This is a genomic window from Thermoleptolyngbya sp. C42_A2020_037, assembly GCF_015272455.1.
In the GTDB taxonomy this organism is placed as follows: Bacteria; Cyanobacteriota; Cyanobacteriia; order Elainellales; family Elainellaceae; genus Thermoleptolyngbya.
The window spans coordinates 18,758-44,035 of sequence record NZ_JACYLP010000045.1; the positions used below are offsets into that span (position 1 = coordinate 18,758).

At 55.0% G+C, this 25,278-nt stretch carries 18 protein-coding genes and 1 pseudogene; 8 read left to right on the forward strand and 11 right to left on the reverse strand.

From position 1 onward, the window contains the following. Positions 1-201 precede the first annotated feature (201 nt). Positions 202-2,040 carry an aminodeoxychorismate synthase component I gene (gene pabB / locus IGS16_RS14035; RefSeq protein WP_297086416.1) on the forward strand — a complete coding sequence of 613 codons (1,839 nt, stop codon included), beginning with the start codon at positions 202-204 and terminating at the stop codon, positions 2,038-2,040. A gap of 109 nt (positions 2,041-2,149) precedes the next feature. After that, on the forward strand, positions 2,150-2,929 hold the full coding sequence (map, locus tag IGS16_RS14040) for a type I methionyl aminopeptidase (RefSeq protein ID WP_297086419.1): 780 nt from the start codon (positions 2,150-2,152) through the stop codon (positions 2,927-2,929). 140 nt (positions 2,930-3,069) lie between these two features. Here map and IGS16_RS14045 read toward each other — a convergent pair whose 3' ends face one another. Together IGS16_RS14045 and IGS16_RS14050 are read right to left on the reverse strand one after the other, a co-directional pair. Continuing rightward, the gene (locus IGS16_RS14045; RefSeq protein WP_297086421.1) at positions 3,070-8,583 is read right to left on the reverse strand and encodes an ATP-binding sensor histidine kinase; all 5,514 of its coding nucleotides are present in this window, start codon (positions 8,581-8,583) and stop codon (positions 3,070-3,072) included. A gap of 579 nt (positions 8,584-9,162) precedes the next feature. Next, a complete protein-coding gene (locus tag IGS16_RS14050; protein WP_297086423.1) occupies positions 9,163-9,888 on the reverse strand; it encodes a calcium-binding protein in 726 nt (241 codons plus the stop codon). 968 nt (positions 9,889-10,856) lie between these two features. Here IGS16_RS14050 and IGS16_RS14055 point away from each other — a divergent pair. The 3 genes from IGS16_RS14055 (at position 10,857) to IGS16_RS14065 (ending at position 13,442) form a co-directional block, all read left to right on the forward strand. After that, entirely contained in the window at positions 10,857-11,777 is a 921-nt protein-coding gene (locus IGS16_RS14055; protein ID WP_068514323.1) for a hypothetical protein, read from the forward strand. After that, positions 11,774-12,979, forward strand: coding sequence for a tocopherol cyclase family protein (locus IGS16_RS14060; RefSeq protein WP_297086427.1), 1,206 nt, complete (start codon positions 11,774-11,776; stop codon positions 12,977-12,979). The genes IGS16_RS14055 and IGS16_RS14060 overlap by 4 nt, the downstream gene beginning before the upstream one ends. Positions 12,980-13,217: 238 nt before the next feature. After that, positions 13,218-13,442, forward strand: coding sequence for a hypothetical protein (locus IGS16_RS14065; protein WP_068514330.1), 225 nt, complete (start codon positions 13,218-13,220; stop codon positions 13,440-13,442). 89 nt (positions 13,443-13,531) lie between these two features. On the opposite strand, the gene IGS16_RS14070 is transcribed toward IGS16_RS14065, so the two are convergent. The 5 genes from IGS16_RS14070 to IGS16_RS14090 all read right to left on the reverse strand — a co-directional run bounded on the left by IGS16_RS14070 (position 13,532) and on the right by IGS16_RS14090 (position 17,855). Continuing rightward, positions 13,532-14,023, reverse strand: a complete 492-nt coding sequence (locus IGS16_RS14070) for a YajQ family cyclic di-GMP-binding protein (protein ID WP_068514333.1) — start codon at positions 14,021-14,023, stop codon at positions 13,532-13,534. Between the two features lie 74 nt (positions 14,024-14,097). Then, on the reverse strand, positions 14,098-14,523 hold the full coding sequence (locus IGS16_RS14075) for an MAPEG family protein (protein WP_297086430.1): 426 nt from the start codon (positions 14,521-14,523) through the stop codon (positions 14,098-14,100). Positions 14,524-14,548: 25 nt separating this feature from the next. Beyond that, complete coding sequence (locus IGS16_RS14080) at positions 14,549-15,052, reverse strand: DNA recombination-mediator protein A (RefSeq protein WP_068514339.1); 504 nt, start codon at positions 15,050-15,052, stop codon at positions 14,549-14,551. 82 nt (positions 15,053-15,134) lie between these two features. Next, the gene (locus tag IGS16_RS14085) at positions 15,135-15,944 is read right to left on the reverse strand and encodes an FHA domain-containing protein (protein WP_297086433.1); all 810 of its coding nucleotides are present in this window, start codon (positions 15,942-15,944) and stop codon (positions 15,135-15,137) included. Between the two features lie 714 nt (positions 15,945-16,658). After that, positions 16,659-17,855: a glycosyltransferase family 4 protein gene (locus tag IGS16_RS14090; RefSeq protein WP_297086435.1), complete on the reverse strand. Its 1,197-nt coding sequence runs from the start codon at positions 17,853-17,855 to the stop codon at positions 16,659-16,661. Positions 17,856-18,054: 199 nt separating this feature from the next. On the opposite strand from IGS16_RS14090, the gene IGS16_RS14095 reads away from it, so the two are divergent. Next, positions 18,055-18,444: a hypothetical protein gene (locus IGS16_RS14095; protein ID WP_297086437.1), complete on the forward strand. Its 390-nt coding sequence runs from the start codon at positions 18,055-18,057 to the stop codon at positions 18,442-18,444. A gap of 128 nt (positions 18,445-18,572) precedes the next feature. On the opposite strand, the gene IGS16_RS14100 is transcribed toward IGS16_RS14095, so the two are convergent. Continuing rightward, entirely contained in the window at positions 18,573-19,448 is an 876-nt protein-coding gene (locus IGS16_RS14100) for a LysR family transcriptional regulator (protein ID WP_297086439.1), read from the reverse strand. Between the two features lie 160 nt (positions 19,449-19,608). After that, the gene (locus IGS16_RS14105; RefSeq protein ID WP_297086440.1) at positions 19,609-19,752 is read right to left on the reverse strand and encodes a hypothetical protein; all 144 of its coding nucleotides are present in this window, start codon (positions 19,750-19,752) and stop codon (positions 19,609-19,611) included. Between IGS16_RS14105 and IGS16_RS22360 the strand changes: the two are divergent. After that, positions 19,736-20,344, forward strand: a pseudogene (locus IGS16_RS22360) (PadR family transcriptional regulator). The gene IGS16_RS14105 and the pseudogene IGS16_RS22360 sit on opposite strands and share 17 nt — an antisense overlap. Here the strand turns inward: IGS16_RS22360 and IGS16_RS14120 are convergent. Both IGS16_RS14120 and IGS16_RS14125 read right to left on the reverse strand, forming a co-directional pair. Then, complete coding sequence (locus tag IGS16_RS14120) at positions 20,303-21,715, reverse strand: hypothetical protein (protein WP_297086447.1); 1,413 nt, start codon at positions 21,713-21,715, stop codon at positions 20,303-20,305. The pseudogene IGS16_RS22360 and the gene IGS16_RS14120 sit on opposite strands and share 42 nt — an antisense overlap. 157 nt (positions 21,716-21,872) lie before the next feature. Beyond that, positions 21,873-23,210 carry an oligosaccharide flippase family protein gene (locus IGS16_RS14125; protein WP_297086449.1) on the reverse strand — a complete coding sequence of 446 codons (1,338 nt, stop codon included), beginning with the start codon at positions 23,208-23,210 and terminating at the stop codon, positions 21,873-21,875. Between the two features lie 677 nt (positions 23,211-23,887). Here IGS16_RS14125 and IGS16_RS14130 point away from each other — a divergent pair. Next, on the forward strand, positions 23,888-25,108 hold the full coding sequence (locus IGS16_RS14130; protein ID WP_297086451.1) for a polysaccharide biosynthesis/export family protein: 1,221 nt from the start codon (positions 23,888-23,890) through the stop codon (positions 25,106-25,108). The last annotated feature ends 170 nt before the right edge of the window (positions 25,109-25,278 follow it).

Genomic DNA, 25,278 nt, shown 5'->3' on the forward strand with positions numbered 1-25,278 from the left:
GGTGCAAAAACCTCTGGAATTGCAGCACCGGATTACGCAGTGCCAAATCACGCAACACCAAGTAGCACAGATTTTGCGGAGGTGGTATGAACAGCTTCTCTGGCTGTTGAGTTGCAGATGAGTTACAGACCCACCGTTTAGGCATCTGCCCTAGCATGTAAAGCCGTGCTAGCGTGAGGAAATGAGCATTAGGACGGGTGATTGAGCAAGTTGGAAGACTTGGAATGGCAGGGTGTGGGCGAATGGGAAGCGCTGGTGCGAGAGGCAGAGCGCGATCGCTGGCTGTGGTTCCAGAATCCGGTGGCGAAGTATGAGGTGTATGACCTAGCGGACGTGCTGCCTGCGCTGGCGGAGATTGAAGCGCGGGTACAGCAGGAGTGCCTGTGGGCGATGGGGCTAGTGAGTTACGAAGCTGCGCCTGCATTTGATCCCGCCCTGACAGTGCGGAACGAACACCCATCTGCATCCGTCTGCTTTCCGCTGCTGGCGTTTGGGCTATATCCAGCACCGCAAATCCTGTCGCAGCAAGATCTGACCCAGCGAATGACAGCAGCCAGCCCGCCCCTGCTGAATTGGCAGCCTAACCTGTCGGTCGAAGAGTTTCAGGCGGCGATCGCCCGCATCAAGCACCACATCCACGCAGGCGACACCTATCAGGTCAACTATACCTTTCGGCTGCAAGCAGAGAATGTGCGCGATCCGTGGGCCCTCTGGTGTCAGATGATTCGGGCGCAGCCGCTGGGCTATGGCGCGTTTATCCATCTGCCAGAGTGGGCCGTGTGCAGCGCCTCGCCAGAGCTATTTTTTTCGCGGAAGGGCAACACGCTCATTTCCAAGCCGATGAAGGGAACGACGGCACGGGGATTGTGGGCAGCGGGCGATCGCCAGCAGGCTGAGGATCTGTACCACTCGGACAAGAACCGTGCCGAGAACGTGATGATCGTAGACATGGTGCGAAACGACCTGGCGCGAGTAGCGCGGTTGGGCAGCGTGCAGGTGTCGCACTTGTTTGCCTTGGAGCGCTATCCCACTGTCTGGCAGATGACTAGCACGGTTCAGGCAGAAACCTCAGCCAGCCTGCCAGCCATTTTTCAAGCCCTGTTTCCGCCTGCGTCTATCACCGGAGCGCCTAAAGCCCGCACCATGTCTCTCATCGCTGACCTAGAAACGGCCCCCCGACGGGTCTACACGGGCACCATTGGGTACATTTGCCCCGACCCGCAGGCCTATGCTCAGGCGCATGTTCAGGCGCAATTTAACGTGGCAATTCGCACGGTGCTGGTGCATCGCCCCACAGGGCAGGCGGAATATGGGGTCGGCGGCGGTATCGTTTGGGATTCTACAGCCGACTCTGAGTTTCAGGAATGCCGCACCAAGGCGCAGGTGTTGACTCAGGTGCGTCCTGCCTTTTCCCTGCTGGAGTCGATGCTGTGGACTCCAGAAGCCGGAATTGCCTGGGGCGATCGCCACCTGGAGCGCCTCCGCGCCTCCGCAACCTATTTCGGTTTTACGGTAGACTGGGATGCTGTTGAAAACGCCGTGCAGCACTGCATCGCCACCCTCCTCCCCCAGCCCCACAAGCTGCGGCTGATTGTGCCGCCCAGCCAGCCGCCCACGGTCGAAGCCCAGGCGATCGCCCCCCTGCCCAGCGTCTATCGAGTGGCGATCGCCCGAACGCCCATTGACTCTGGCAATCCGTTTCTCTATCACAAAACCACCCATCGCCTCGTCTACATGCAGGCACGACAGGCACACCCCGAAGCCGACGACACCCTGCTGTGGAACGAGCGCGGCGAACTCACCGAAACCTGTATTGCCAACCTGGTGCTAGAACTGGATGGCGAATGGGTGACTCCACCCGTCCATTGCGGCTTGCTGCCCGGTATCTATCGCTCCTTTTTGCTGGAACAGGGCAAAATAAAAGAGCGCATCGTGCGACTCAGAGATCTCTCCCGCTGCACTCGAATCTTGCTGATCAACGCCGTTCGCTACCAGTGGAACGCCACACTCGATTCAAACTCCCTCCGCCGATTAAAGTAGAAATTGAAGTAGAAAGGGCCGCTTTGTAGATCTGCCGCCGTAGCAGCAGTCCTAGTAGTTTTAACAGCAGCCTCGAACCTCCAACGTTTAGCGTCTAGCTCCCTCCAAAATGTCCAACGAAACCATCACCCTCATGTCACAGCGCGAAATCGAGAAGATGCGCCAGGCCGGACAGCTTGCTGCCCAACTCCTCGCCTACCTGGAGCCGATGGTGAAGCCAGGGGTCAGCACGCTGGAGCTAAACGATGCCGCAGAGGAATGGACTCAAAGGCATGGAGCCAAAAGCGCCCCGCTGGGCTACCACGACTTTCCCAAATCGATCTGCACCAGCGTCAATGAAGTCGTGTGCCACGGCATCCCCAATGCCAAACAAATCCTACGCGACGGCGACATCATTAACATTGACGTAACGCCGATTGTGGATGGCTACCACGGCGACACCTCGCGCATGTTCTTTGTGGGAGAGCCGTCGCCCCTTGCCCGCAAGCTGGTGGAAGTGACGGAAGAGTGCATGTGGCGCGGCATTCGCGAGGTCAAGCCAGGGGCCCGCATCGGCGACATTGGTGCAGCCATTCAGGAATATGCCGAATCCCAGGGCTTCTCGGTGGTGCAAGATTTTGTGGGGCACGGCGTTGGGCGCATCTTCCACACGGCTCCCCAAATTCCCCACTATGGCAAGCGCGGCAAGGGCAAAAAGCTGCGCCCTGGCATGGTGTTCACAATTGAGCCAATGATTAACGTCGGCACTTGGGAAGTGGAAGTTTTATCGGATAAATGGACTGCGGTTACGAAAGATCGGCAGCTTTCTGCCCAGTTTGAACACACAGTTGCAGTGACGGCCACGGGGGTGGATGTGCTGACGCTGATGCCAGAATTGGCCGTCGCATAGCCATTAGGGGGCTTGTACGGGTCTTGTTCAGGGCTTGTGCGGGGCTTGTGCGAGTCTTGACCCATTCTTAAGAAATTGCAAGCCTGCAACCGCGACGGCAGTGGGGGATTTTCTACGAACCCCTCCTCCAAAAAACAGCTCTAGGCTCTAACCAGAACCTGGGCAGACACTTCAGACTGAACTGGAATTTGCACCACAAACTCTGCGCCCTGCCCTGGCGAACTGTAGCATTCCAACGTCCCGCCATGATTTTCTGCCACGATTTGATAGCTGATGGATAGCCCCAGACCAGTTCCTTTACCCTCTGGCTTGGTGGTGAAAAAGGCATCAAACAGCTTTTGCCGGACGGCTTCGCTCATGCCCGGTCCATTGTCGGCAATGCGGATTGTGACGGCATGGTCGGTAGCTGTTGTAGAAATCGTAATCGTATTGGGATGCTGCTCTAGCTCCGACAAAGCTTTCCCGGCGTTGCCCTCTTCCATCGCGTCGATGGCGTTGGCAATCAGGTTCATAAACACCTGGTTGATTTGCCCGCTGTAGCACTCGACGGGCGGCAGCGTGCCGTAGTTCTTGATGATGCGGATGGCGGGGCGATCTGGCTTTGCCTTGAGCCGATGGGATAGGATGAGCAGCGTGGTGTCTAGACCTGCGTGCAGATCGGTGGGGCGTTTTTCGCTGCCGTCGGCGCGGGAGTAGGTTCGCAGCGATTGCATGATGTCCCGAATGCGGTCCGTGCCCAGCTTCATGGAGTTCACCATTTTGGGCAGATCATCAAGCAAAAATTCCAGGTCAATCTCTTCGGCGTGGTCTTGAATTGCTGCGACGGGTAGGGCGTAGTGCCGCTGATACAGGGCTAAATGTTCCACCAGATCTTCGATATAGCGGCTGGCGTGGGCCAGGTTGCCTGCGATGAAGCTGACGGGATTGTTGACCTCGTGGGCAACCCCGGCCACCAGTTGCCCCAGTTGGGAGATTTTTTCAGTTTGCACGAGCTGCGCCTGGGTTTGCTGGAGCTTTTGCAGGGATTCCTGGAGGCACTGGGATTTGTCCTGCTCGCGGGCATAGAGCTGAGCATTTTCTAGGGCGATCGCCGCTTGGGTCGTCAGCAGTTTCAGCAGTTCTAGCCGCGACGGTGGAAAGGCGTTGGCCGTCAGCAGGTTTTCGAGATACACCACGCCCGTGCGCTTGCCCTGATAGAGAATTGGGGCACAGAGGACAGACTTGGGGTGGTGCTGCTGGAGATAGCGATCGCCCTCAAACCGCGCATCGCTGGCTGCGTCTGACAGCACCAGCGGTTGCTGCGTCCGCCATACTAGGTGGATCATCGACACGGGCACATCGCGGCTGCTCTCCAGCGGTGTCGATTGCAACACCACAGCCGTCTGGTCTGGGTCGGTGTCGATCGCCTCGATCCGCAACTGACCTGCCTTTTCCAAAATCAGGCAGCCCTTTTGTGCGCCTGCATTTTCCAGGATGATCGAGAGAATGCGGCTGAGCAGCGCGTCGAGATGCAGTTCGCTGGCGATCGCCTCGGCGGCTTTCATCACCGTGTTCAAATCGAGGGAATCGCGCTGGCCGCTAGTGCTGCGGGTCGAGCGGGTGGTGGTCGCAGTAGCGGTGATGGTGGCATCGACGGCTGGAGCGCTGCTGGCTTCGTCCTGCTGGAGTAGCAGAGGATGCTCAGCAGTGAGCGCATGAACTTTGGCGATCGCCCCCCACTGGATATAGCCGTAGTAGGCATCGATGAGATAATTCTGGGAAATGCGGGTTTTGCCCAGCACCGCATAAAACTGGGCAGCGCGTTCGCTGGCCACGGCCGCTTCGTGAATAAAGCCCTCTTCGGTGGCGCGGGCAATGGCGCGATCGTAGCAATCCATCGCCGTCTGGCGATCGCCCCGAATCTGGGCCAACTCCGCTGCCAGCAGGTCGGCCTTGTGCTGGTGGTTCATCGGTGCAGACGCAGCCCACCGCTGCACAGTCGTCTGACAGGCGAGCAACTGCGGCATCCATTCCGCCTGTTGTGCGGGCGTGCCGTTTGGATAGGCGGCCAGCAACGCCAACCCATAGTAGAACCAGTAAACCGGGGTGGCCATCAGCCCCGCGCCGCAGCCCGCATATTGTTCCCCGCGTTTGGCAAAGGCGATCGCCGCTTCGTATTCACCAAACCAGTAGTGCAGCATCAGCTTGGCCAGGTGAAAGACAAATAGCGCCTGGAAATTTTGCGATTCTTCCAAACGCGGCAGCATTTCGATTTCATCAAACACCTCACCCACCAGCAGCGTAGGATTGTCCGATTGCCCCAGCAGGTTAAGCGTTACCTGTTGCCACATGCGAGCCGCAGAAAGCTGGAAATGCTGCTTCAGTTGCAGCAGCAGCGCTCCATACTGCACCTGGTTTTCATAGTGACTTTCCAGCAGATCTCCGCTAAAAAATCGGTGATCGCAATAGTTCATGATGGAATAGCTGACATAGCCCAGATCGCCCGTCTCCAACCCAACGTGGATGCCATCCACCAGCGGCGCGAAGGTATTGCGAATGTGTTCCTTGTGGTGTCGCACAAAGCACTCAAACAGTTGCACAATGCTGCACTGCCACTCGCGGCACTGGTAGCGCTCCAGCAGCTTCATGGCAATTTGCCCCGCCTCGTAGGCGCGGTCTGCGGCGGGAATCGTGCTGCAATACCACGCATAGGTGGCGTAGCTAGGGGCCGCCAAGGGCGAATGACCATAACGGACGCAGAGTTCAAGCTGCGTGGTGGCAACCCAGCGAAACACCTCTGGCTGAGTTTGATACGCGGTGCCCGTTACTGCGTTCAAAATTCGCAGGGCTGCCAGCTTTTCGGGATCGGTCAGTTCGGGTACGGCATCCAGCGCATCCAGCGCAGGCAGGGAAATTTGGAAATGATCGTGGTTCAGCGGGCTAGCGATGGTAAAGCCCAGCAGCATCAGCCCGTCGAAGGCAACCGCGAGCGATCGCCACATTTGAAGCTGGGCAATGTAAATTTGGATCTTTAGCTCGTAGGACTGCACTGCATCGAGAACGCTGGCGGCATGTTGCTCCAGAGTATTGGCGATCGCCTCGGCTTCGTCATACTTCGTCACCAGGTAAGCCGCCTGGGCGGCTTCGGCGTGCAGTGCCAGCGTCAGGTCATAGTGCGTCGTCCAGGCGTTTTCTGGCAGGAGCGATCGCCCCTGTCGCAAAAAGCTATCTGCCGTTTCATAAGCCGCCGCCGCCTTGGCCCGCCGCCCCGCCGCCAGGTTCAGCCGCACCAGGTCTACCCGCTCCTGCGGCTCGTTGATGAGATCAGCCCCGTAGTTCAGCGCGTTGACAATTTCAAATAGCCCTTCAAACTGGCCCGTGGCGCGATCCGCAGCGGGAATCGTTTGCAGCAGCAGCCGACCAATTTGCAGGTGCGTGGCGGGGCGATCGCCCTCAGCGATCAGCGAATAGGCCGCCTGCTGCACCCGGTCATGCAAAAAGCGGTAGGTAAAGGGCTGCTTGCTGCCGGTTTGGGCGGTGTTTGCCAGGAATTGACCCAACTCTTCTTCAGAAAACAGCAGGGGAATTTTGTAATCCTGGCTGAGGGGCAGGATAAACCGTTCCTCTAGCGCAGGTTGCAAGGCCCGCGCCAGCGCCGACAGGCTAAGTCCGCTGATCGCCACTAGCGTCGGCAGCGTAAAGCGATCGCCCACACAGGCCGCCAGCTTCAGCACAGTCTGCGTTTCTGGCGGCAGCTTCACCAAATTACCCGCCACCAGTTCTACCACCGATAGGTCGGCAATGCCCGTCTCTTGAATCGCTTGCACATCCCACCGCCAGCCCCCCTTGGCAAAGTCAAAGGTAAGCAGTTTCTCCTGATACAGCGTCTTCAGCAGTTGCGTCAAAAAGAAGGGATTGCCCTGAGTTTTGGCAAACAGCAGTTCCGCCAGCGGGTGCAAGTATTCCGAGGGCTGTTCTTCGGCTCTCCGGCTGCGCGAGGCTCGCTTGCCCGTCAGCGCGTCTTGTACTAACCGCTGCACTGCTTCCAATGGCAAGGGCTTCAGCACAATCTGGTTCACCACGCCGCCCGCCTGCTGAATCTCTTCCACCGTCTTCATCAGCGGATGAACCGGGCTAACTTCGTTGTCCCGATACGCGCCGATCATCAGCAGATAGCGGCTATCAGGATTGGACATCAATGCTTGAATCAGCTTGAGCGAGGCCGAATCGGCCCACTGCAAATCATCGAGAAACAGCACCAGCGGATGAGTCGGCTGGGCAAACACGCCGACCAGCGATTGAAAGACCTGAAGAAAACGGTTTTGTGCTTCCGTTGCGCCCAGTTCGGGGACGGGCGGCTGGGAACCCAGAATTAGCTCCATCTGGGGAATCACGTCAATTAGCACTTGTCCGTTGGAGCCTAGCGCATCGAGCAGCTTTTCGCGCCAGTTCTCCAGGCGATCGCCACTTTCCGTCAGCACCTGCTGCGTCAGGGATTGAAACGCCTGAATGATCGAGGCATAGGGCACATTGCGCTTGTACTGGTCAAACTTGCCGCTAATAAAGTAGCCCCGCTGCCGCACCACGGGCTTGTGGATTTCGTTCACCAGAGAAGATTTGCCAATCCCCGAATAGCCCGACACCAGCATCAGTTCGCTGCGGCCGCTTGCCTCGCCGCCCAGCGTCAGCAGCGGGCTGGTATTGGCCGCCACCCGATCAAACGCCGCCAGCAGCGCCGCCACCTCCGACTCGCGGCCGTAGAGGGTTTTGGGAATCAGCAGTTGGGACGAGCGATCGCGCTCTCCGGGCGTAAAGTCAGGAATCGTCTTGCTCTCCATCAGAGCATCGCGGCAGCGCTCCAAGTCAGCTAGCAGCCCCGCCGCGCTCTGGTAGCGATCTTCCGCATTTTTGGCCATGAGCTTGTGAACAATGGCGGCGATCGCCCCTGGCACGTTCGGGTTCAAACTCCGCAGCGGCGGCGGCGCTTTGGCAATGTGGCAATGCACCAGTTCCAGCGGGTCGTGTCCGCGAAACGGCAGCCGCCCCGTCAGCAGTTCGTACAGCGTAATGCCCAGGGAATAGAAGTCGCTGCGATAGTCCAGCGTCCGGTTCATCCGCCCCGTCTGCTCTGGCGACATGTAGACCAGCGTTCCCTCAAGCTGGTTTAGCTCCTGCGGCAGGGTCAGCTCTTCGCCCAGGCGCGAGGCAATGCTAAAGTCCGTGAGCTTTACTTCGCCTGTTTCCTCGTTGAGGAGGATGTTGGAAGGCTTTATGTCTTTGTGAATAATGCAAGCCTGCTGAAGCGAGGCCAGCGCTTGAGTCAACTGAATCGCAATATTCAGCACCCGCGCCGGATCGAGGATCTTGCACTTGCGGTTGGCCAAAACCTGCTTGAGCGATCGCCCACCAAAATCTTCCAACACCAGCACGGCCCGATGCCCATGCGTTTCCAGCCCGTATACCCGCACCACACCAGGCAAATCGAGATTAGCCGCCACCTGATACTCGTGCTTTAGCCGAGTAATCTGCTCCAGAGTAGGATGCTCCGCCCGCAACACCTTGAGAATGAACGGCTGCTGGGTAATTTGGGAAACAGCCCGATACAGCACCGTATTCACGCCTTCGTGAATCAAGCCTAGAGACTGATAACCTAAAATCTCAATCGTTCCGTGCATGGATACTCTAGTTTTATGGCTAAGCGTGAAGGAAGAAAGACTCCTCATCACAGTTGAAGAGAAAAGGTAGAACAATCTCAGAATGTCTGCCCAGAAAGCCTGCAAATCCGAGTCAGATTAATTTCAGCCCCATTTGCGCCAGCGTTGCGAGCGACACCCCATATCCTTTTCCCATTGACCCCTGCAACAATGCTGTGGCTAGAGTGCCCGTTTCGACCAGGGACTTAACAGACTTTGCTAGATGAATAATCGACAATAATCATCCGCCATCTAGCCTATTGCACCGCAAGGCAGCTACTTCATCAGGAGAAAAAATAGGACTAAAAAATGAGGGATACAAACTGACTATCATCAGTCCATAACCCCCGTCAGTGATAGTGCTTACGCAGCTCAGTAAGTTCTCAGTAATTTCTCACCAAAAAGTCTCCGAGAAGTCATTGAAAGATCTGCAAGCCTCATCATTTATACGCAGGACTAGAGATGAGTTAAACCGATTGCCAACTCCATCAAAAACTCAAGAAAACAGGTCAAACGGACTCTTTAAGCCATCTATGTTTTACAGAGAAAACTAATTTAAGCCTAAACAAAGATGCTGCTGACGTTGTTTTGTAGAACGCTAGCCTGCGTCCAACTCACAACCCCCAGCACGTTAGCCCCCTCTTTAATCTGGGCACCGCCTGCAACGTTCTGGAAGCTCAGAGCGCTGATATTACCCACATCAAACTTGGTCTTGCCCAATTGGAAGTTGTTGATCGTATCGGGCCCCTGGCCAGCAGTGAGGACGACCGTTGCATCCCCGCTGCCCAGCCAGATCACGTCTGCGCCTGCTCCGCCATCAATCAGGTCGCCACCTCCATTGCCGTAGATGGTGTCTCTACCGTTGCCGCCGAAGATCTGATCCCTCTGGGAGCCGCCGTAGATCAGGTCATCCCCATCGTCTCCCCACAGAACGTCAAGGCCACCGTTGCCGTAAATTGTGTCATTGCCAGTGCCTCCACGAATAGAGTCGGTTCCAGCGCCACCGTAGATTTTGTCATTGCCACCGTCTCCGTGCAGGATATCGTAGGCTGCAACCCCGTTAAAGCTGCTTGGCTCTGTGTTGTTCACTGCGCCATTGCCGTAGATAACGTCGTCTCCCTCACCGCCGTAGATGTTTTCTTCATCGGCACTGCCAGAAATGGTATCGTTGCCGCCGTTGCCAAACAGTTGATCATACCCCCCAAGGCTGCCGTTCCCATTAATCACATCGCCTGCATCCGTGCCGAGAATGACTTCAGTATTAATCGTTCCGTTGAAAGTAGCCATCTTAATTCAGCTCCTAAAGTGCGGTTCAAACACGGTAAAGCCTGACCTCCTTCTGGATAAGGAGGAAGTCAAAAATGAACTCAAGCATTGAGCAGAACTTACTTACTTGCGATGACGGTTCTCAAGTTGCAGATCGAGCTTTTGGAAGGGCTTCTCAAAAGCTTACTCAGCAGTATTCAGGGAAAAGTTATTCGATTATGCAAGCCTAACAAAAAGCCATGATTGCTCCTCAAACTACTGAGGAGCGAAACCGTAGCCATTCAACTTAGATGCCCAAGATTACGGCTCAATACGTATACACATAACCCAAGAGAAATCTGGCGCAAAAGAAACCTGGAGCAGAGGTATAGCTGGTTGAATTGAATACTGCGAAGTTAGGATGCTTACTCTGAAAATGCGATCCTAAATGCCAAGTTATCACGACACTATTCCCAAAGATAGACATTTTTATATTTCTTCAGGAAAGATTCTTAAAAGTACTCTTAAACACAGTTATTTTTCCGATTACGTGCCTCTAAAGAAATATGCGATGCCTGGAGAAGTCGAGTGTGCCTTGGGTGATTGAACGACCAAAATTTTGGGGAACAAGCAAGCTACGTTGATCAACATCAATTCACAACAGCAATTCACAGCAATTCACAGCTTGACGGGCAGCCGTATGAAGATGTGTTTCCGGCTGGCAACCGTGCGCCCCGAAGAATTCTTTGGATTGAAGTGGATTGAAGTTTGAGCGAAGTTCGATACAGTTTGGCATCTAGCTTGAAAAAACCACAAACTCTGTAATGCTCTGTAATGCAGTTTGCAACGTGGCGTTATGCTGGGTCGCCTTGCGTTAAAAGAAAGTGAGAAACAGTTGCAGGATTCCCAAAAGCCCGCACAATGGAGGTCAAACCAGGGGCAACCCCAGAACCGAACTCGCTCCCCCGAACTCGCTCCCCGAACTCGCTCCTTAGTTAGGGTTTTGCACTATGACGGCCTCCGCCCTGACTCATCCCCTACCGCCTACCCACAGCGCCACTGCCGCCCGCGACCAGTTGCAAATTGCGCTGGCGATCGCCGATGAGTCTACCCTAAAATCGCTGCTGATCCGCTGCACGCCGCCCATCGCCCAGCCTCATCGCCTCGGCTCGGTGTCGTCGCAGGTGGGCGTGCCCGTCGATTCGCGGCAGGCAATTGACGGCATTCTCAGCTTTGAAGACATTACCTGCGTGCTGGCTAGCTCGCCAGAGGAAATCAGCCGCCAAGTTGCGGCCAATATTGACCCCAAAAAGCTGGATCGAGAATATGCCAAGCTGACTCGCTGCGAATCGGAACTGCACACGCTGGGCAATAACCTGACGCTGGCGCAGGCGATCGCCCGTCTCTCTCACGCGGGCTTTCCCCCCAAGCAGGTAGACGAAATCCTTAATTTACCCAATGAAGCCTGGCACAAGTCCTGGTGGTATGCACTGGACGAAGTAGGACACTTTACCGTACCTTTTTTGCGGCTGATGCGACCGCTGCGCTATCCCGACGGAACCTTCACACTGCAATATCGCGATCACTTTGCCCAGGATAAGCCGCCCTCTTTTAGCACGCAGGGACAAAAGGTGCTGGTGGAAATCAAAACGCCCGCGCAGACCTTCCGGCGCACCATCGAGCGGATTAACTTATTTCGGCACCAGATGGGCATCCAAAAGGCGCTGATCATTGGCGATCGCCTCACGGAACTGGAGGCACGGGGCTTCATCAGCCAGGGCATCAGCGTCTACACCACCCAGCAGCCGGTTGCCATCCATGCCGAAGCCGACTGCACCGCCTGCGCCAATTTCAACTGTCCCATGTATCGCCGCCCTGACTCGCCCGTGGTCATGTGCCGCAGCTTTTGCCTGGATGCCACAGCAGAATGAGTTTGACGGGTTTGCAGACTCCCCACAGCGGTTATCACTGGAGTCATCCCGGAACAGGTACAGGCAGCCGCTTTTTTGAGGGCTGGTATCTGCGGCTGACGCTGCCAGAGTTGGGCGAAAGCTTCGCCTTTATGTATTCCATCGAAGACCCCCAGGGTGGCACACCCTATAGCGGCGGCACGGCTCAAATCCTCGGCCCGCGTCATGAGTACCTTTGCCGCACGTTTCCCGATGTGCGCCTGTTTTGGGGCGATCGCCACACCCTTGCCCTCTGTCACTCGCGCAGACCCCTCAATCCGCTGAACAAAGGATCTTCAGACGTTTTCCCTTTTACTCAAAGTAGTATCTCTGACTATTCCCTAAAGCAGTCATCTGATCGTTCTGCTCTGGGTTCTCATCAGCGTTCTCGAGCATCTCTGTCTAATGACCCTGGTCAATTCGTATATGAAGGCTATCAGCTTACTGCCACCCATCATCAGGGCATCCTCAGCGAACCCGGTCGGCATTCTGCTCGATGGTGTTATAGCATTCAACCCGTCTATGGCTGGGGCAATTGCGATCGCCCCCAACAGTCCACCGCAGGCTGGCTATCGCAGTTCCAAATTTTTGAACCGGGCTGGCAGATTTTAATGGCCCACGGACTGGCAACGGGCTGGGTCGAGTGGAACGGAACCCGCTACTGCTTTAGCCAAGCGCCCGCCTATGCAGAAAAAAACTGGGGCGGGGCTTTCCCCCAGCAATGGTTTTGGATTCAATGCAATGCGTTTGACGGCGAGGCGGATCTGGCGCTAACGGCGGGCGGCGGGCGGCGGCGCGTGCTGGGCTGGATGGAGTCGGTCGGCATGGTGGGGATTCACCACCGGGGACGGTTCTACGAGTTTGTGCCCTGGAATGGAACCGTGCGCTGGCGAGTGCAGCCCTGGGGATACTGGCAGATGCAGGCAGAAAACGCGGGTCATATGGTGGAACTGCTGGGGACGTGCGATCGCCCTCCCACGCCTATCCGTGTGCCGACGGCGCAGGGCATGGTCTTTGCCTGCCAGGACACCACCCAGGGCAAGCTGACAGTAAAGCTGTGGGAAAAACAGGGCGATCGCCCCACGCTGTTGCTGCAAGCCCAGAGCCATCTTGCAGGACTGGAAACAGGCGGCGATTTCTCAGCGACCGATACCAGGGGCTACAGCAATTTCTGGTATTTCTAAAGGCATAAGGCCAGGCAGCGCTGCGGGGCTGATTTCTATCTGGAGTAAGACATTTTACTCGAATAAGCTCAAAGCTTCCGCAAAAGTGCCAGGATGAGCAAATTAATACGATAGAAAGATTTTATAGCACAGCTTAAAGATTGTCTAAAAACCCTATTAAATTGCCAGAATTCACGGTTTACGCTGAAGGCTACGCAGAGGATGATGGGTATAAGAATATGCATTGATCATTAAGTGTATGCAAGCGCCCATTCATCTACCAGGGTCCCAGACCCCTCCTTCGGAAACGCCAATTGACCAGCTTATTCGTGATATTCTGGCAGCCCGACGCATCACGCGGGCAGACCAGGAGCGATTCATGGCGCTCTTTTTGTCTAAATCCTCATTGGGGGAGAAGGAGCAAACTCAGATCAATCTGCTGTTCGACGCACTGCGAGCGGGTCGCCTGCGAGTTGTGGATTAGCCTACAGGCGCTTCTGGAATTGCGTGAAAAGTACCTGGGTTGATCGTAAATCGGCCGATGGCGCATCTAAACGATCCAATACCCAGAGTCTAGCGATAGTTCGTGAACTGGAGGGCAGCGGGATAGTCTTCCTGCTTGAGCCGCTGAATCACCGCCTGCAACTCATCCTTAGATTTCGCAGAAACCCGCACCGCATCCCCTTGAATGGAGGCCTGCACTTTTTTAAATTCATCTCGAATCAGCTTAGAAATTTGCTTGCCCAATTCGGCACTGATGCCCTTTTGCAGCTTAATTTCCTGACGGACTCGGTTGCCGCTAGCAGATTCGATCTTGCCATAGTCAAAAATTTTAAGCGAGAGGTTTCGCTTGGCGGCTTTGGTTTGCAGGATGGTGTGAACCGCTTGCAGCGTAAACTCGCTGTCGGTGTTAACCGTGATTGCCGACTCGCCTAGTTCCAGCGTGGTGTTGGTATCTTTCAGGTCGTAGCGACTTTGCACCTCGCGCATGGTTTGGTCGATTGCGTTTACCAATTCCTGCCGATCGAAGTCGCTCACAATGTCAAAGGAGAATGCTGAAGCCATAGCTAAATCATGGATTGCAAATGGGCTGTAAGCTGGTTTAAAGTTTCCGCCTAGCGATTTTCTGAAAGGCGTGTTCAGGCGTTTAAACTCATCAGGCTGAGGAAAAACAGGGTCGCGATGCTGGCGCTGCCGATGCCAAACATGAGCGATCGCCCAAGGGGGATATTCTGAATATAGAAGATGGAATAAAATAACCGTGCCGCGACGTAGGCGATCGCCGCCAAGTTAACCCAGCCGCCGCTCTGCTGCGTGACGTAGGCCATCAGGGCAGCCGCCGAAAAGATCGTGAACGACTCGAACGAGTTTTGATGGGCCCAGGTCGCCCGCTGTGCATAGGGGGGCAGCTTGTCAAACAGGGCACGAGGGGCTGCCATGTCGTAGCCCGCCTGCACCCGACCCAGCGCCACCGCCCCAAACGGGACGTAAACCAAAATAGCCGCCGCCACAATGGCATACAGCAGAACCGTAGGGCTAGGAAGCTGCTCCAAACTTGCAATCACGCTGTTTTCTCCTGGTCGAAAAAACCTAGTCAAAATAAAACAACGTCACGAGCTTGCGCTGATCCTCTGCATCGCGACAGGTCTTCAGAAGCGTATTGCTATCGTGAAACGCAAAGCAGATCAACTGCTGACAGCGGGAAATAATTTCCTGATTGCACAGGGCACTGGCTTCTGCGAGAGAGAGCGAGTCATTGGCAGGATTTTCCACCAGATGCATGACCTGCTCTAACTGCTCTCGCGACTCGCGAGGCTGGCGGGCTAGACTCTGCGGCAAGATCACCGTCAACAAATTGGGGTCGGCCCGCATGGCCCCCCGAATTGCCGCAGAATTGGTTCCGGTTGCGCCAGAGGTCAGCAGGCGATTGCCCGCTAGCACCAGCGCATAGCTCATCATTTCGATCAAATGCTGATGCGTAATAGGAACATGGCGCGACCCCAACAGGGCGATGCGTTTCGACCCAGTCTGCTGGATCGTGGCTAGCTCCTGGAGAAAGTCATCAATTTTGGGTAGGTCGATCGACTGGCTCAACGATCACACACAGGCTGAACAACGGAGTTATTCTATCAGGTGTCAGTAACTCTGGCGCGACTTGTCCGATGCGCGACTCGTTCTAGTGGGAAGACCGCATAAACATGAGCGTGTCTTCTAGCGGGTTGACCTGGGCAGGGAGCGCATCCTCCGGGCTTTGCAGACAAGTCTCTGAGTCGCTTTCGGACACAGATTCTTCCCAATTCTTTGTCAGGGGCGACGAGAATGCAGGCTGTATGGAGGAGGCGGAAAGCGGGGAGGGCTGGCTGGCGCTGGGGGCCGTGGGATGGGCGATCGCCCGCTTGGGTTCAGACGCAGCCGACAACGCCCGCACCTGCGACAGCAGTTCTTCAGAAACAGGCGGCAACACCTGAGCCGTATTGCAGACAAAAAACGAGAAGGTAAGGCTGCCTAATCGAATGCGATCGCCATCCTTGAGGCGCACGGAATGGCGAATCAGTTCGCCGTTGAGGTAGGAACCGTTGCTGCTGTTGAGATCAACCAGGCGAAATCCCCCTTCGTCATACACGATGGCGGCATGGCAACGGGAGAGGCGCTTGTCTTGAATAGGCAGCACCACGCGCCGAGAGTCGCGCCCAATCGTCCAAATGTTTTGGGGCTGAGACAGCGACTGGGTTGCGCCCTTCAGCAGATTGGTGACAAGGTGGACGCGATCGCCCAGCACAAGCCCCTGCACGTAGGGCAACGCAACGCCTGTCAGCGACTTATTGCCAGAGTTTTCTAGATTAAGAATTTCATCGAGCAGTTCGCGGTTGTGCTCGTAGAGCTTGAGAAACACACGATAAAGCCCCAAACGCTGCTGTAGAGCGTAATCAGAAGAAGTTTCCAGCGATTCGGCAGGAAAAGCGGCCAGGGGGTTGAGGTTAATCATAAACAAGTAACAAAACAGAGGGTTTGGGCGATCTAACCGGAAACCAGTCGCAAGCGAGTAGATGCGAAGCTGTCGCTCTCAAACTAAGACTTACATGCCTATTGCTTGCGGTAGTTTGCTAGGTCTGGCTTCATCCATCGATTCAGCTTTAGCGGTTAAGAAGCGGAGGAGCCTCGCCGAAAAGGGGACTGTGGTGAACGGGCGACCCGCACACTCTGTCACTGTGCCCCCAAGACTGGAGCAATGCCCCAGGATCAACACAGGATTAACCTTGGGTGTCATCCCCAGTTGACTGAAGAAACCGACCCGTGCGCGTATCTACTTTCTAGCCTAAATGGACTTTCAAGCTGGAGTAACCGCACGACTACGGTTGAGTCTATAAAGCTCCCCGGAAATTTTAGGATTTCTCCAAGTTTTCCCAGAAAGTGCTCCGGATAAACATCACCCAGCGTTACAGTCGTCACTTTAAACTTTCGGGTGTTTACGGAGAGCAGCGGCAATGAAGAAATAGCTAGAGAATCCTGTTCCAAACTACGAAATTCCCGGCCGCCTCTGGGGTGGAACCTGCTCATGGGGGGCCTCTGCGAGATCCGTGTTGTGTTCTATATTACTTAGGTGACTTTGCCGAAACGGAGGCGATCGCCCTCCCTGGCTGCTCGGTCATTCCTCATTGGGTTTCCTTAGACAAAAAATACTACAAGACGGGTAGACCTTCTACCGGATTTTCTGGGGCTGTAGCAAGACCTGCCGCACCTGTCGTGCAATCCTCTGCCAGTTAAACTGGTCAACGGCATATTGACGGCAGCGGTCGCGACCGGGCAGGGGGCATTCTCCCGTCAGGAGCGCAATCAGCCGCTGGGCGATCGCCACTGGTTCGGTCGAGTCTGTCACCAGGTCTGGGCAAAAAGGCATGAGAATTTCTGGCATTCCGCCGACGGGTGTGCAGAGGGCGGGCGTTCCAGCCGCAAGCGACTCTAGCAGCACCAGGCCGAATCCTTCTAGGCTGAGGCTGGGCATCACGGTCAGGTCGGCCGCTTGATAGGCGAGGGGCAAGTCTGCTTCCGGCAAAAAGCCGAGAAACTGGACATGGTGTTGCAGGCCCAGTTCAGCTGCCTGCTGCTCTAGGGCTTGGCGGAGGGGACCCTTGCCTGCGATCGCCAACCATACTTCTGGCACGGCAGCTTTTACCGAGACTAGCGCTTGCAGCAGACGGTCTAGCCCCATCCGCTGCACGAGTCGGCGAGTCGTGAACAAAATGGGGCGATCGCCCGGCCAGCCCAACACTGCACGGGCCTCGAAACGCGACTGCGTGGGGGCAAAGTGGTGCGTGTCTACCCCGCCAGGAACGACGCGGATCTGGCTCCAGGGAACGCCGTAGGACTCGTGCAGGATCGCGCCAAAGGCTTTGCTCAAGACCAAGAAGCGATCGCACTGGGCAAAAACCCGCTGCTCGACCCATTGCTTTAGCGCGACGCTCAGCTTGCTGGCGCCCTCCTGGCGGCTTTCGAGCGCCCAGGGCCCGTGAAAGGTAAAAGTGACGGGCACATCCGGCGGCAGCAGGTCGAGCAGCGGCAAGCTATAGAGAGCAAAGTGGAGGTTGATTGCGTCGATGTCCCGAAAATCGGCTTGCCTGGTGCGCTGGGCAAACCGACGACGCACCTCCCAAAGCCGTTGGGGCAACGGGCGATCGGGTTCAGACAAATTCGTCAAACGAAGAGAGCCGCGTTCTAAGCCGTCGGGCAGACCGACCCCGCCCAACTCCAGGCGATCGCCCCTGGCGAGCTGAGTTGCCAACTCATAGACATATCGCTCCATGCCCCCTGGCGTTTTGGGAAACCAGCCCGTCCCCAACAGCAAGAGACTGGCGTTGGCAGGTTGAACCACTACATTCGTGCTGGTTGCGTCGTCCATGCATTCACCCGTCTCAGGCCTGGGGCGTATTTTCAATATCTGGCTGAACCGAGCCTATCACCATCCCTCAGCGCATTCATCCAGTTTCTAGCCCTTGAGAGACTCTATCAAACCTATTCATGGAAGCTATGGAGCCTACTTTTTGTATCTTAAGATACTGTTTTCTAGACTGGAGCTATCAAAAAGGAGGTAGATACTTATGAAATGGCAATCAGGGCACGGGCAATCAAAATTCTCGGCAAACTCTCAGCAACGATTTCAGTCCGAATCCCAATCGCGTCTGAACTGGCACCAAAATCGACACCATGTTGAAACTCTGGAGCGCATCTTTCATCGGACGGCAACCCCCAAACGCAACTGGAATACAAGGCTGAACGAACTGTGGGAAAGGGCGATCGCCGCTCTGGATGTATCGGATGAGCCGCGTGTGTGGCGATCGCAGGATGGGCATGGGGATGTTTTGTGGAATGCCTATGATCCAAAAACCGGAAAGTCAGTGAATTGCGTTTCGGAGGCGGATTTGCGAGTCTGGCTGGAAGCGCGGTATTCTCAAACACCCAGTTCCTCACTGTCTAATCTCACTGTCTAATCCCACCGTCTAATGCCACTGTCTAATCCCACCGTCTAATGCCCACCGTCTAATCGCTGGCTGTAGCGATGCCAGAACTTTTCAGACCCCTGCTAACGACCGGGTGTCTCGTGACGTTCAGACGGTTATCAAGACTGATACTGTTTCTTCAGCACGTCCAGAAATGCATAGACACTGGGCGGCAGCAAGGCATTTGCCAGCGTCACGACTCCGATCAATCGCTCTAGGGGCGTAGGCAGGCTGTAGGTTTTCACGCCAGCAGGAATAGGTTCAGCAGCAAGTCGCGGCAAGATCGCAGCACCCAACCCTTCCGCCACAAGGCTGACGATTGTGGCATCGGTTTCCACTTCATAGTCAGCCTTGAGCGAATGCCCCAAGGTTTTGGCATGGTCGTAGACGGGGCGCATCATGAGGTAATCTCTGGGCGGCATAATCAGTGGGTGCTGCAACAGTTCTGCCCAGGTTAGCTGTGGACCCGCAGGCTGAAACGAAGACGGCAGCAGCGCAATAAATTCATCCTGAAAGACTCGCCAGACTTCAAACTCTTCGGTCGTGGGCATAAACGTAAACCCCACATCGGACTGCCCTTCGCGGAGGGCCTGCTCGACGTGGGGATAGTTGTCGTGTTCTGACAGGCTGATCGTGATGCCGGGGTGCTGCTGGTGAAATTGGGCAATCACAGACGGCAGCAGGTTGGTGGCAACGCTGCGAAAAGACGCAACCCGCACCTGTCCTCGTTTCAAGCCTCTGGCATCTTCCGCTGCCTGGGCGATCGCATCCGCCCGCACCACAATTTCGCGGGCATGAACAAGTATCGCTTCCCCCACTGGCGTAAGCCGTGCCCCATGTCGCCCCCGGCTAAACAACACAACACCCAGGAAGTTTTCTAAAGCGGCGATCGCATGACTGACAGCAGACTGCGACATTTCCAGGTGCAGCGCTGCCTCGCTAAAACTACCCTGCTCCGCCACGGCAACGAGAATGCGGAGCTGGGATAGCTTCATCTGGTTTTGGTTGTTTGCGTCTAGCAACTTGCCCTATTTCACTTGCCCTATTTCAACAGATGTCGCCAGCCATTGTAGAAGGGAAGACAGGAGGCGTGGCGAATCTTGGGCGACAGTTTTGAGGCGCTGAGTCTTGGCGAGTGGTGACCAAAACGCAGCGTCAGGCAGCATGTGCAGATAGAAGCGATACGACATCCGCATGAGCCATCACAACTTCTGGATGGGTTTGCAGCGCGGCGCTGTACTTGCTTGAAAAGCGATCGCCCATTGGGTCGGGCGTGAGCAGCATGCGGACATCGGCCATCAGCACGGAGTGTTTTGATCAGTGTATTGCCCATTTGTGGCCCGCAGATCAGGCGCAGATTTATCGCACGCTGGACAAGCTCCAGGCGCAGGGCTGGATTGACTGCACGGTGGAAATTCAGCGCGATCGCCCAAACCGAAAGGTCTACTGCATCACAGAAGCCGGAGCCGCAGAGCTACAGCATTTTCTTGCCTCGTGAGGCACATGCTGCCCTCACGAGGCAAGGGCTTGTTGACCATCCGTGTGCCTCACTAGCTTCAAAAACGCTGTAACTCGATGGCTGCAAACGCACCAACCGCTGCCCGTAGTGCGAGAGCCGCTGCTGATACAGCTTTATTTTGCGGCGCAGTTGCCCGATGCGGCAATTTTGCAGCTATTGAACGCAGGGTTGGCCGAGCATCGAGAAAAGCTGGCAACCTGTCAGCAAGTAGAAGTGCCGCCGCTCGATGACCCCAGCGCTACGCGAGAGCAAAAGCTTCGGCGGCTTGTGTTGGATTTGGTATGTCGCAGAGAGCAAGCCTATCTGGGCTGGCTAGAAGAGGCGATCGCCCTATTTCGTGCTGCTGCGTTGGGAGAGGGGGGCGATCGCTGAGCTTGCGGGAACGGGACTTTCGATTGTTTTTAGCGAAATGCCCAGCGTCTTGGACTCGGTGTGGTCGGCAAACAAGCCCAAAATGCCCCCGGCTGAAATTGTCAGTAGGGGATGGGGAAAGGCATTCAGCAGCGCGTCTGCCATATTGAGCGCGAGGACAACGGATAGGGCCGCCACGGGCGCAAGCCTGCGATGATGCCAAGCACCCGTGGGAAAGTAAAAGATCAGCACCAGACTAGGCAGCAAAAAGACGAGCGTAAGGCTCGCCAAGCCTACTAGTCCACGAGTGCCATACACGATAATCCACAAACTATCGGTGATATACTCATAGCCCCTGTGATCAATCACGCGATTTCGCCCATACCCCCCCCAGCCAAACCACATTCGTTGATTGGCTTTGTCTACCAGAACATCTTCAGAATTGAGCCGAAATTGTAGGGATTCCGTCTTGCTTTCAGAAGTAACGCCGCTAACGGCTGCGGTAATTTCATCTTTTGCCAGGGAACCTGAGATGCCGTTGTGCAAATAAATCAAAATACAGAACGAAATTGCGAGCAGCGGTAAAAAGTTTCTCAAATATCTGCTGACAAAAAGGATGAACACGCCGACACAGAAAAACACCGTCGCCGCCAGCGATCGCGTCAGGAAAGACTGAACTACGATGGCGATCGCCAGCCATTTAAACGGAACCCCAAATAGACGATTGATCGTGCCGCTTTTCCAGAGCCATACCGAAATGACAGCGGCAGACATAAACCAGGCCCCGACAACCAGCCCGTGCGCCTGAAACATAATCGGTCGATAGCCAACGCCTTCAATCACGTTTTGACCAATCCGGCCCCCTGAGCCGTCAAATCCGTAGATGGTCTGGTGCAAGATCGGGCTGAGACGCATCTCAATCCAGCAAAGTGGAATATAGCTTAGCGTCCCCACAACAATGCCCAGACAGAGCTTTCTCAGACCCTCTAAATCACGGAGGTAAATTCTGCCCAATAGATAGGGCAAGACCCAATTTACGGTTTGAGCGCCTAGCTCCTTCAAGCCGTCAAAAATGCCCAGGTCGTTCGAGATAGACGAAAGGAACGGGCAGATCCACCACACGATCATCGGCAAATCAAACCAGCTGAGGCGGAAGGAAAACAGGCGCTTTGCTTCCGCATTAAACAGGATGATTCCCAAGAAAACTGCATAGGTCGTGAATGCCATTCGAGTCCCCGGAATCAGAAGCGGAAGCTCAAATTCAAACTGAGATAGATAGAGAAACCCTGTCACGAAGCTTACGACGATCGCCCATTGAATCGACAACTGTCGAAACAAATTGACCACAATCGGAACCCATGCAAGCAGTGCAGGTGCAGGAGGAATAATCATCGACGTTAATCTGCTGATGAAGCCTGGAACATCTCTAGAAATTCACGCCTTCGAGATGTGGCGTTTTCTTGCGGGGTGGGGCATGCGCTGCCCTAACGAGTCCAAGGATTATTAGCCATCCGCGTACCTCACTAGCTTCAAAAACGCCGTAATGAATCTAAACATGAATTGATGGCAAATCGACTCCAAAGACGACTCGCCCCGCCAAGAACAGGGCCAAAATCGCCAGAAAAAGGAGCGTTAGACAGAGGTCTTGCCTGACACAAAGCAGGCGCTCTTTCCAAAGTCCATAGAGATTTGCTGCATAGATGGGTATGTTGCTAATGGGAACCGCAACTATGGCTCCAAAATCCCCCGCCAAGTGTGCGCCCAGAGGAATTCCCAGAATCAAAAATAGAAAACTCAAGAAACTGCCAAATGCTGAATATTGAGATTGTCCCAGCGCCAGCAAAACAGGGCCCACTGTATTCGTCAGTGCTAGGGGCCAGATCCCTAATGAGAGAATTGACAGCATCCATCCTGCCTGACTATAGCGCTCGTCATACATGATGGAGATAATAATGTCTCCTGTACTAATCAGCAGAGCCAGCAATATTCCAATTGCTGCTAATACCAATCCCCGGTTTCTGAGAATCTTGGCTCGCAGTTCGTGTCGCTCTAGATGAATCAGCTTGGCCAGGGAAGGAAAGATTATCGTGCCGCCGACTTTTTCGATCAGCGTAGAGGGTAAAATCGCAATTCCCAGGGCAAGATTGTAAATCCCAAACATCGAGAGGGTAATGAGTTTTCCGAGCACCAATCGATCGGTCTGGGTCGCCAGAAAATGCATTGCGCTGGAGGCAAAGATCCACTTGCCAAAGTTCAAGATCTCTCGAACGGCTGACTTGTCCCAGGCAAATTTATTCAGAGGGCCAGGAATGCTCCAAATGTTCAGGATCAGCGTAACAACCGCAGAAATAACTCCCGCAGAGGCGATCGCCCAAATCGACGGACTCAGCCAGGCCCAAATAATCAAGATGACACCCGAAACAACCTGGGCGCTGATTTCAAGCGTGGAAATATGCCGCATTGAAAGCTGGCGATTGAGCGTGATTCGCTTGGTCGGGTTGAATCCATCAATGACCAAAAAAAGCCCCATAAACGGTAGCAACAATACCAGTTCGGGCTGTCCATAAAAACTGGCAACGGGCCACGCAATTAGCAAACTACCTGCCCACAAAATGAATCCCCGAATCACCTGAATCGTCCAGGCCGTGTTTAGAAAATCGGGATCATCGCCGCGCTTGCTTTGAATAATGCTAGGAGCAACTCCTAAGTCCGAAAACAAAACTAGCGCCCCCAAAAACACCCAGACCAAGCTGACTTTCCCGAACATTTCGGGGTTGAGCAGGCGGGTCAGAATCAAGTTGCTGCCAATTCGTAGCGCCAGGGAAATGCCGTAGGTTAGGACAACCCAAGCCGTCCCGCGAATTGCCAACTGTTTAATAGATGCCATGACCCTGCCTAAACAACTTTGCTAATCCAACCCCGTCCAAATTCATTCACCAGTTTCGTCGCATTCCATCAGATACTGCTAGGTCACTGCGATACAGTTGCCTTTTTGGATATGTGTTTCTAACAATAATTTGGAAATAACTTGAAAATAACTTGAGAGCCACTCCGAAAGTATTCTTAAAGCTAAAGCCACTCTTAGAAGATTAGAAGATCTACTTTAAGCAGAAAAACCGATGCAAAAATCGGGGGGCGATCGCCCTCTAATCCCCCTCTAATCGCCCTCTAATCCCCCTCCAGCAGAGCTTGTAAAGTCTGCCGACTCAATTGGACTCAGATTCAATCAGACTCAAAATAACGCCAGTTTGTCAGTTGTTTCTTTTTGTATAGCTAACTTATATCGGTGAAGCTGGGGGCTTGTCAGTAATTTCACGGCCCTTCATCAAAACTTCATAAAATTCTGGATACCTTTTCTGAGGAAACCCGTAGTCCTTGCCAGTTCTGGATTTCATTGCTGTTGCCGAGCGGTTCTGTTTTTGGGCGATCGCCCAAAATTTACGGGATCAGGCGTAATGATACCGTTTGCCCCGGAACAGGTTTGGTATTATCTGTTTGCTTCGATTCACAGAACTTATTAAAGCCAGGTTAATGACAGGGCATCAGTCGCAAGGAGCGTGCCTTATGTCGGATTATCAGGAACGCATTTACTCCCGAAGTGGGGACTTTGCTATTGGGGTTAGGAATGAGTCTGGAGGGGAATCCAGAAATTTTTTAGGGCGTGTTTGGAACGCAGGTCTTGGGCTGGCAGGGCTAGGACTGGGCTGCTGGATGGGGGCGATCGCCTTGGCGCTGCCGTCCACCGCTCAGACCTTACCTGAACCTATGCCCTACGAACCCAGCGGACGGGTTCCCTCTCGCGCTGCGGCGGCGATTCCGGCAGAAGCGGCCAGCACCGAATACACATTGGGGGCCGGCGACCAAGTGCGGGTCGATGTTTTTGGAGTTGCCGATCTCAGCGGCACCACGTATACCCTGTTGTCCGACGGTTCCCTGACCTTGCCCTGGGTCGGAAAAGTGGTTTTGCAGGGATTGACGACCGAGCAGGCTTCGGAAACCCTGGTGCAGCGCTATCGCCGCTACATCCACCGACCGTCGATTACCGTCAGCTTGGTCAGCCCGCGCCCGGTTCGCATCGGCGTGGTGGGCGAGGTAAATCGTCCCGGCGCGTACACCACCGGGCAATCGGCGGGCGGCACAATCGAGGGTGATGGGGCAGCCGCTCCCATTCGCACCGTGACGCAGGCCATCCAGGCCGCAGGCGGCATCACTCAATTAGCCGATATCCGCAACATCGAGATTCGCCGGCCGCAGTTGGGAAATCGTCAGGAGGTGATTCGGGTAGACCTGTGGGCATTTTTGCAGGCAGGCGAACTGGATCAGGACATTCCCCTGCGAGATGGCGACACGCTAATCGTGCCGACAGTCAGCGCCCTCGATCCTCGCGAAGCCGTTCAGTTGGCCGCCGCAAACTTTTCGCCCGAAACGGTCAGAATTAACGTCGTCGGTGAGGTGAAGTCTCCCGGAACGCTGGCGCTACAGTCCAACACGTCGCTCAATCAGGCGATTCTGGCGGCGGGCGGGTTTGACCTGACTCGCGCCCGCACCAGCGAAGTGCAGTTAATCCGCATCAACCCAGACGGTTCAGCCGTCCGTCGAGAAATTCAGGTAGATCTCTCCGCCGAGGTCAACGAAGCCACCAATCCGGCCCTGAGAAACAACGACATTGTGGTGGTAGGTCGCTCTGGGCTGGCGAGAACCGGAGACTTTTTGAATACCCTGCTGGGGCCGATTAATCCGTTTGTGGGGGTGTTTAGCATCCTCCGAATTTTTGGCGGGAACTGATCTTCGTAGAGGTTTCGGTAGCGTTCCTAACACTGTGAGTGAGCGTGTGTGAGTGAGCGTGAATGAGAGTATGGGCGATCGCCCGTTTGTGTTCTTCGAGTTGCATTAATAACGTTCAGCGAACTGTTCGTAATTTTTATCCGTGTGTTGTGCAAGTCTGCTGTAACTCC

Coding starts and splice junctions, on each gene's coding strand:
- map (WP_297086419.1), top strand. CDS start 2,150: ATGTCCAACGAAACCATCACCCTCATGTCACAGCGCGAAATCGAGAAG.
- IGS16_RS14045 (WP_297086421.1), bottom strand. CDS start 8,583: ATGCACGGAACGATTGAGATTTTAGGTTATCAGTCTCTAGGCTTGATT.
- IGS16_RS14050 (WP_297086423.1), bottom strand. CDS start 9,888: ATGGCTACTTTCAACGGAACGATTAATACTGAAGTCATTCTCGGCACG.
- IGS16_RS14055 (WP_068514323.1), top strand. CDS start 10,857: ATGACGGCCTCCGCCCTGACTCATCCCCTACCGCCTACCCACAGCGCC.
- IGS16_RS14060 (WP_297086427.1), top strand. CDS start 11,774: ATGAGTTTGACGGGTTTGCAGACTCCCCACAGCGGTTATCACTGGAGT.
- IGS16_RS14065 (WP_068514330.1), top strand. CDS start 13,218: ATGCAAGCGCCCATTCATCTACCAGGGTCCCAGACCCCTCCTTCGGAA.
- IGS16_RS14070 (WP_068514333.1), bottom strand. CDS start 14,023: ATGGCTTCAGCATTCTCCTTTGACATTGTGAGCGACTTCGATCGGCAG.
- IGS16_RS14085 (WP_297086433.1), bottom strand. CDS start 15,944: ATGATTAACCTCAACCCCCTGGCCGCTTTTCCTGCCGAATCGCTGGAA.
- IGS16_RS14090 (WP_297086435.1), bottom strand. CDS start 17,855: ATGGACGACGCAACCAGCACGAATGTAGTGGTTCAACCTGCCAACGCC.
- IGS16_RS14095 (WP_297086437.1), top strand. CDS start 18,055: ATGAAATGGCAATCAGGGCACGGGCAATCAAAATTCTCGGCAAACTCT.
- IGS16_RS14100 (WP_297086439.1), bottom strand. CDS start 19,448: ATGAAGCTATCCCAGCTCCGCATTCTCGTTGCCGTGGCGGAGCAGGGT.
- IGS16_RS14105 (WP_297086440.1), bottom strand. CDS start 19,752: ATGGCCGATGTCCGCATGCTGCTCACGCCCGACCCAATGGGCGATCGC.
- IGS16_RS14120 (WP_297086447.1), bottom strand. CDS start 21,715: ATGATTATTCCTCCTGCACCTGCACTGCTTGCATGGGTTCCGATTGTG.
- IGS16_RS14125 (WP_297086449.1), bottom strand. CDS start 23,210: ATGGCATCTATTAAACAGTTGGCAATTCGCGGGACGGCTTGGGTTGTC.
- IGS16_RS14130 (WP_297086451.1), top strand. CDS start 23,888: ATGTCGGATTATCAGGAACGCATTTACTCCCGAAGTGGGGACTTTGCT.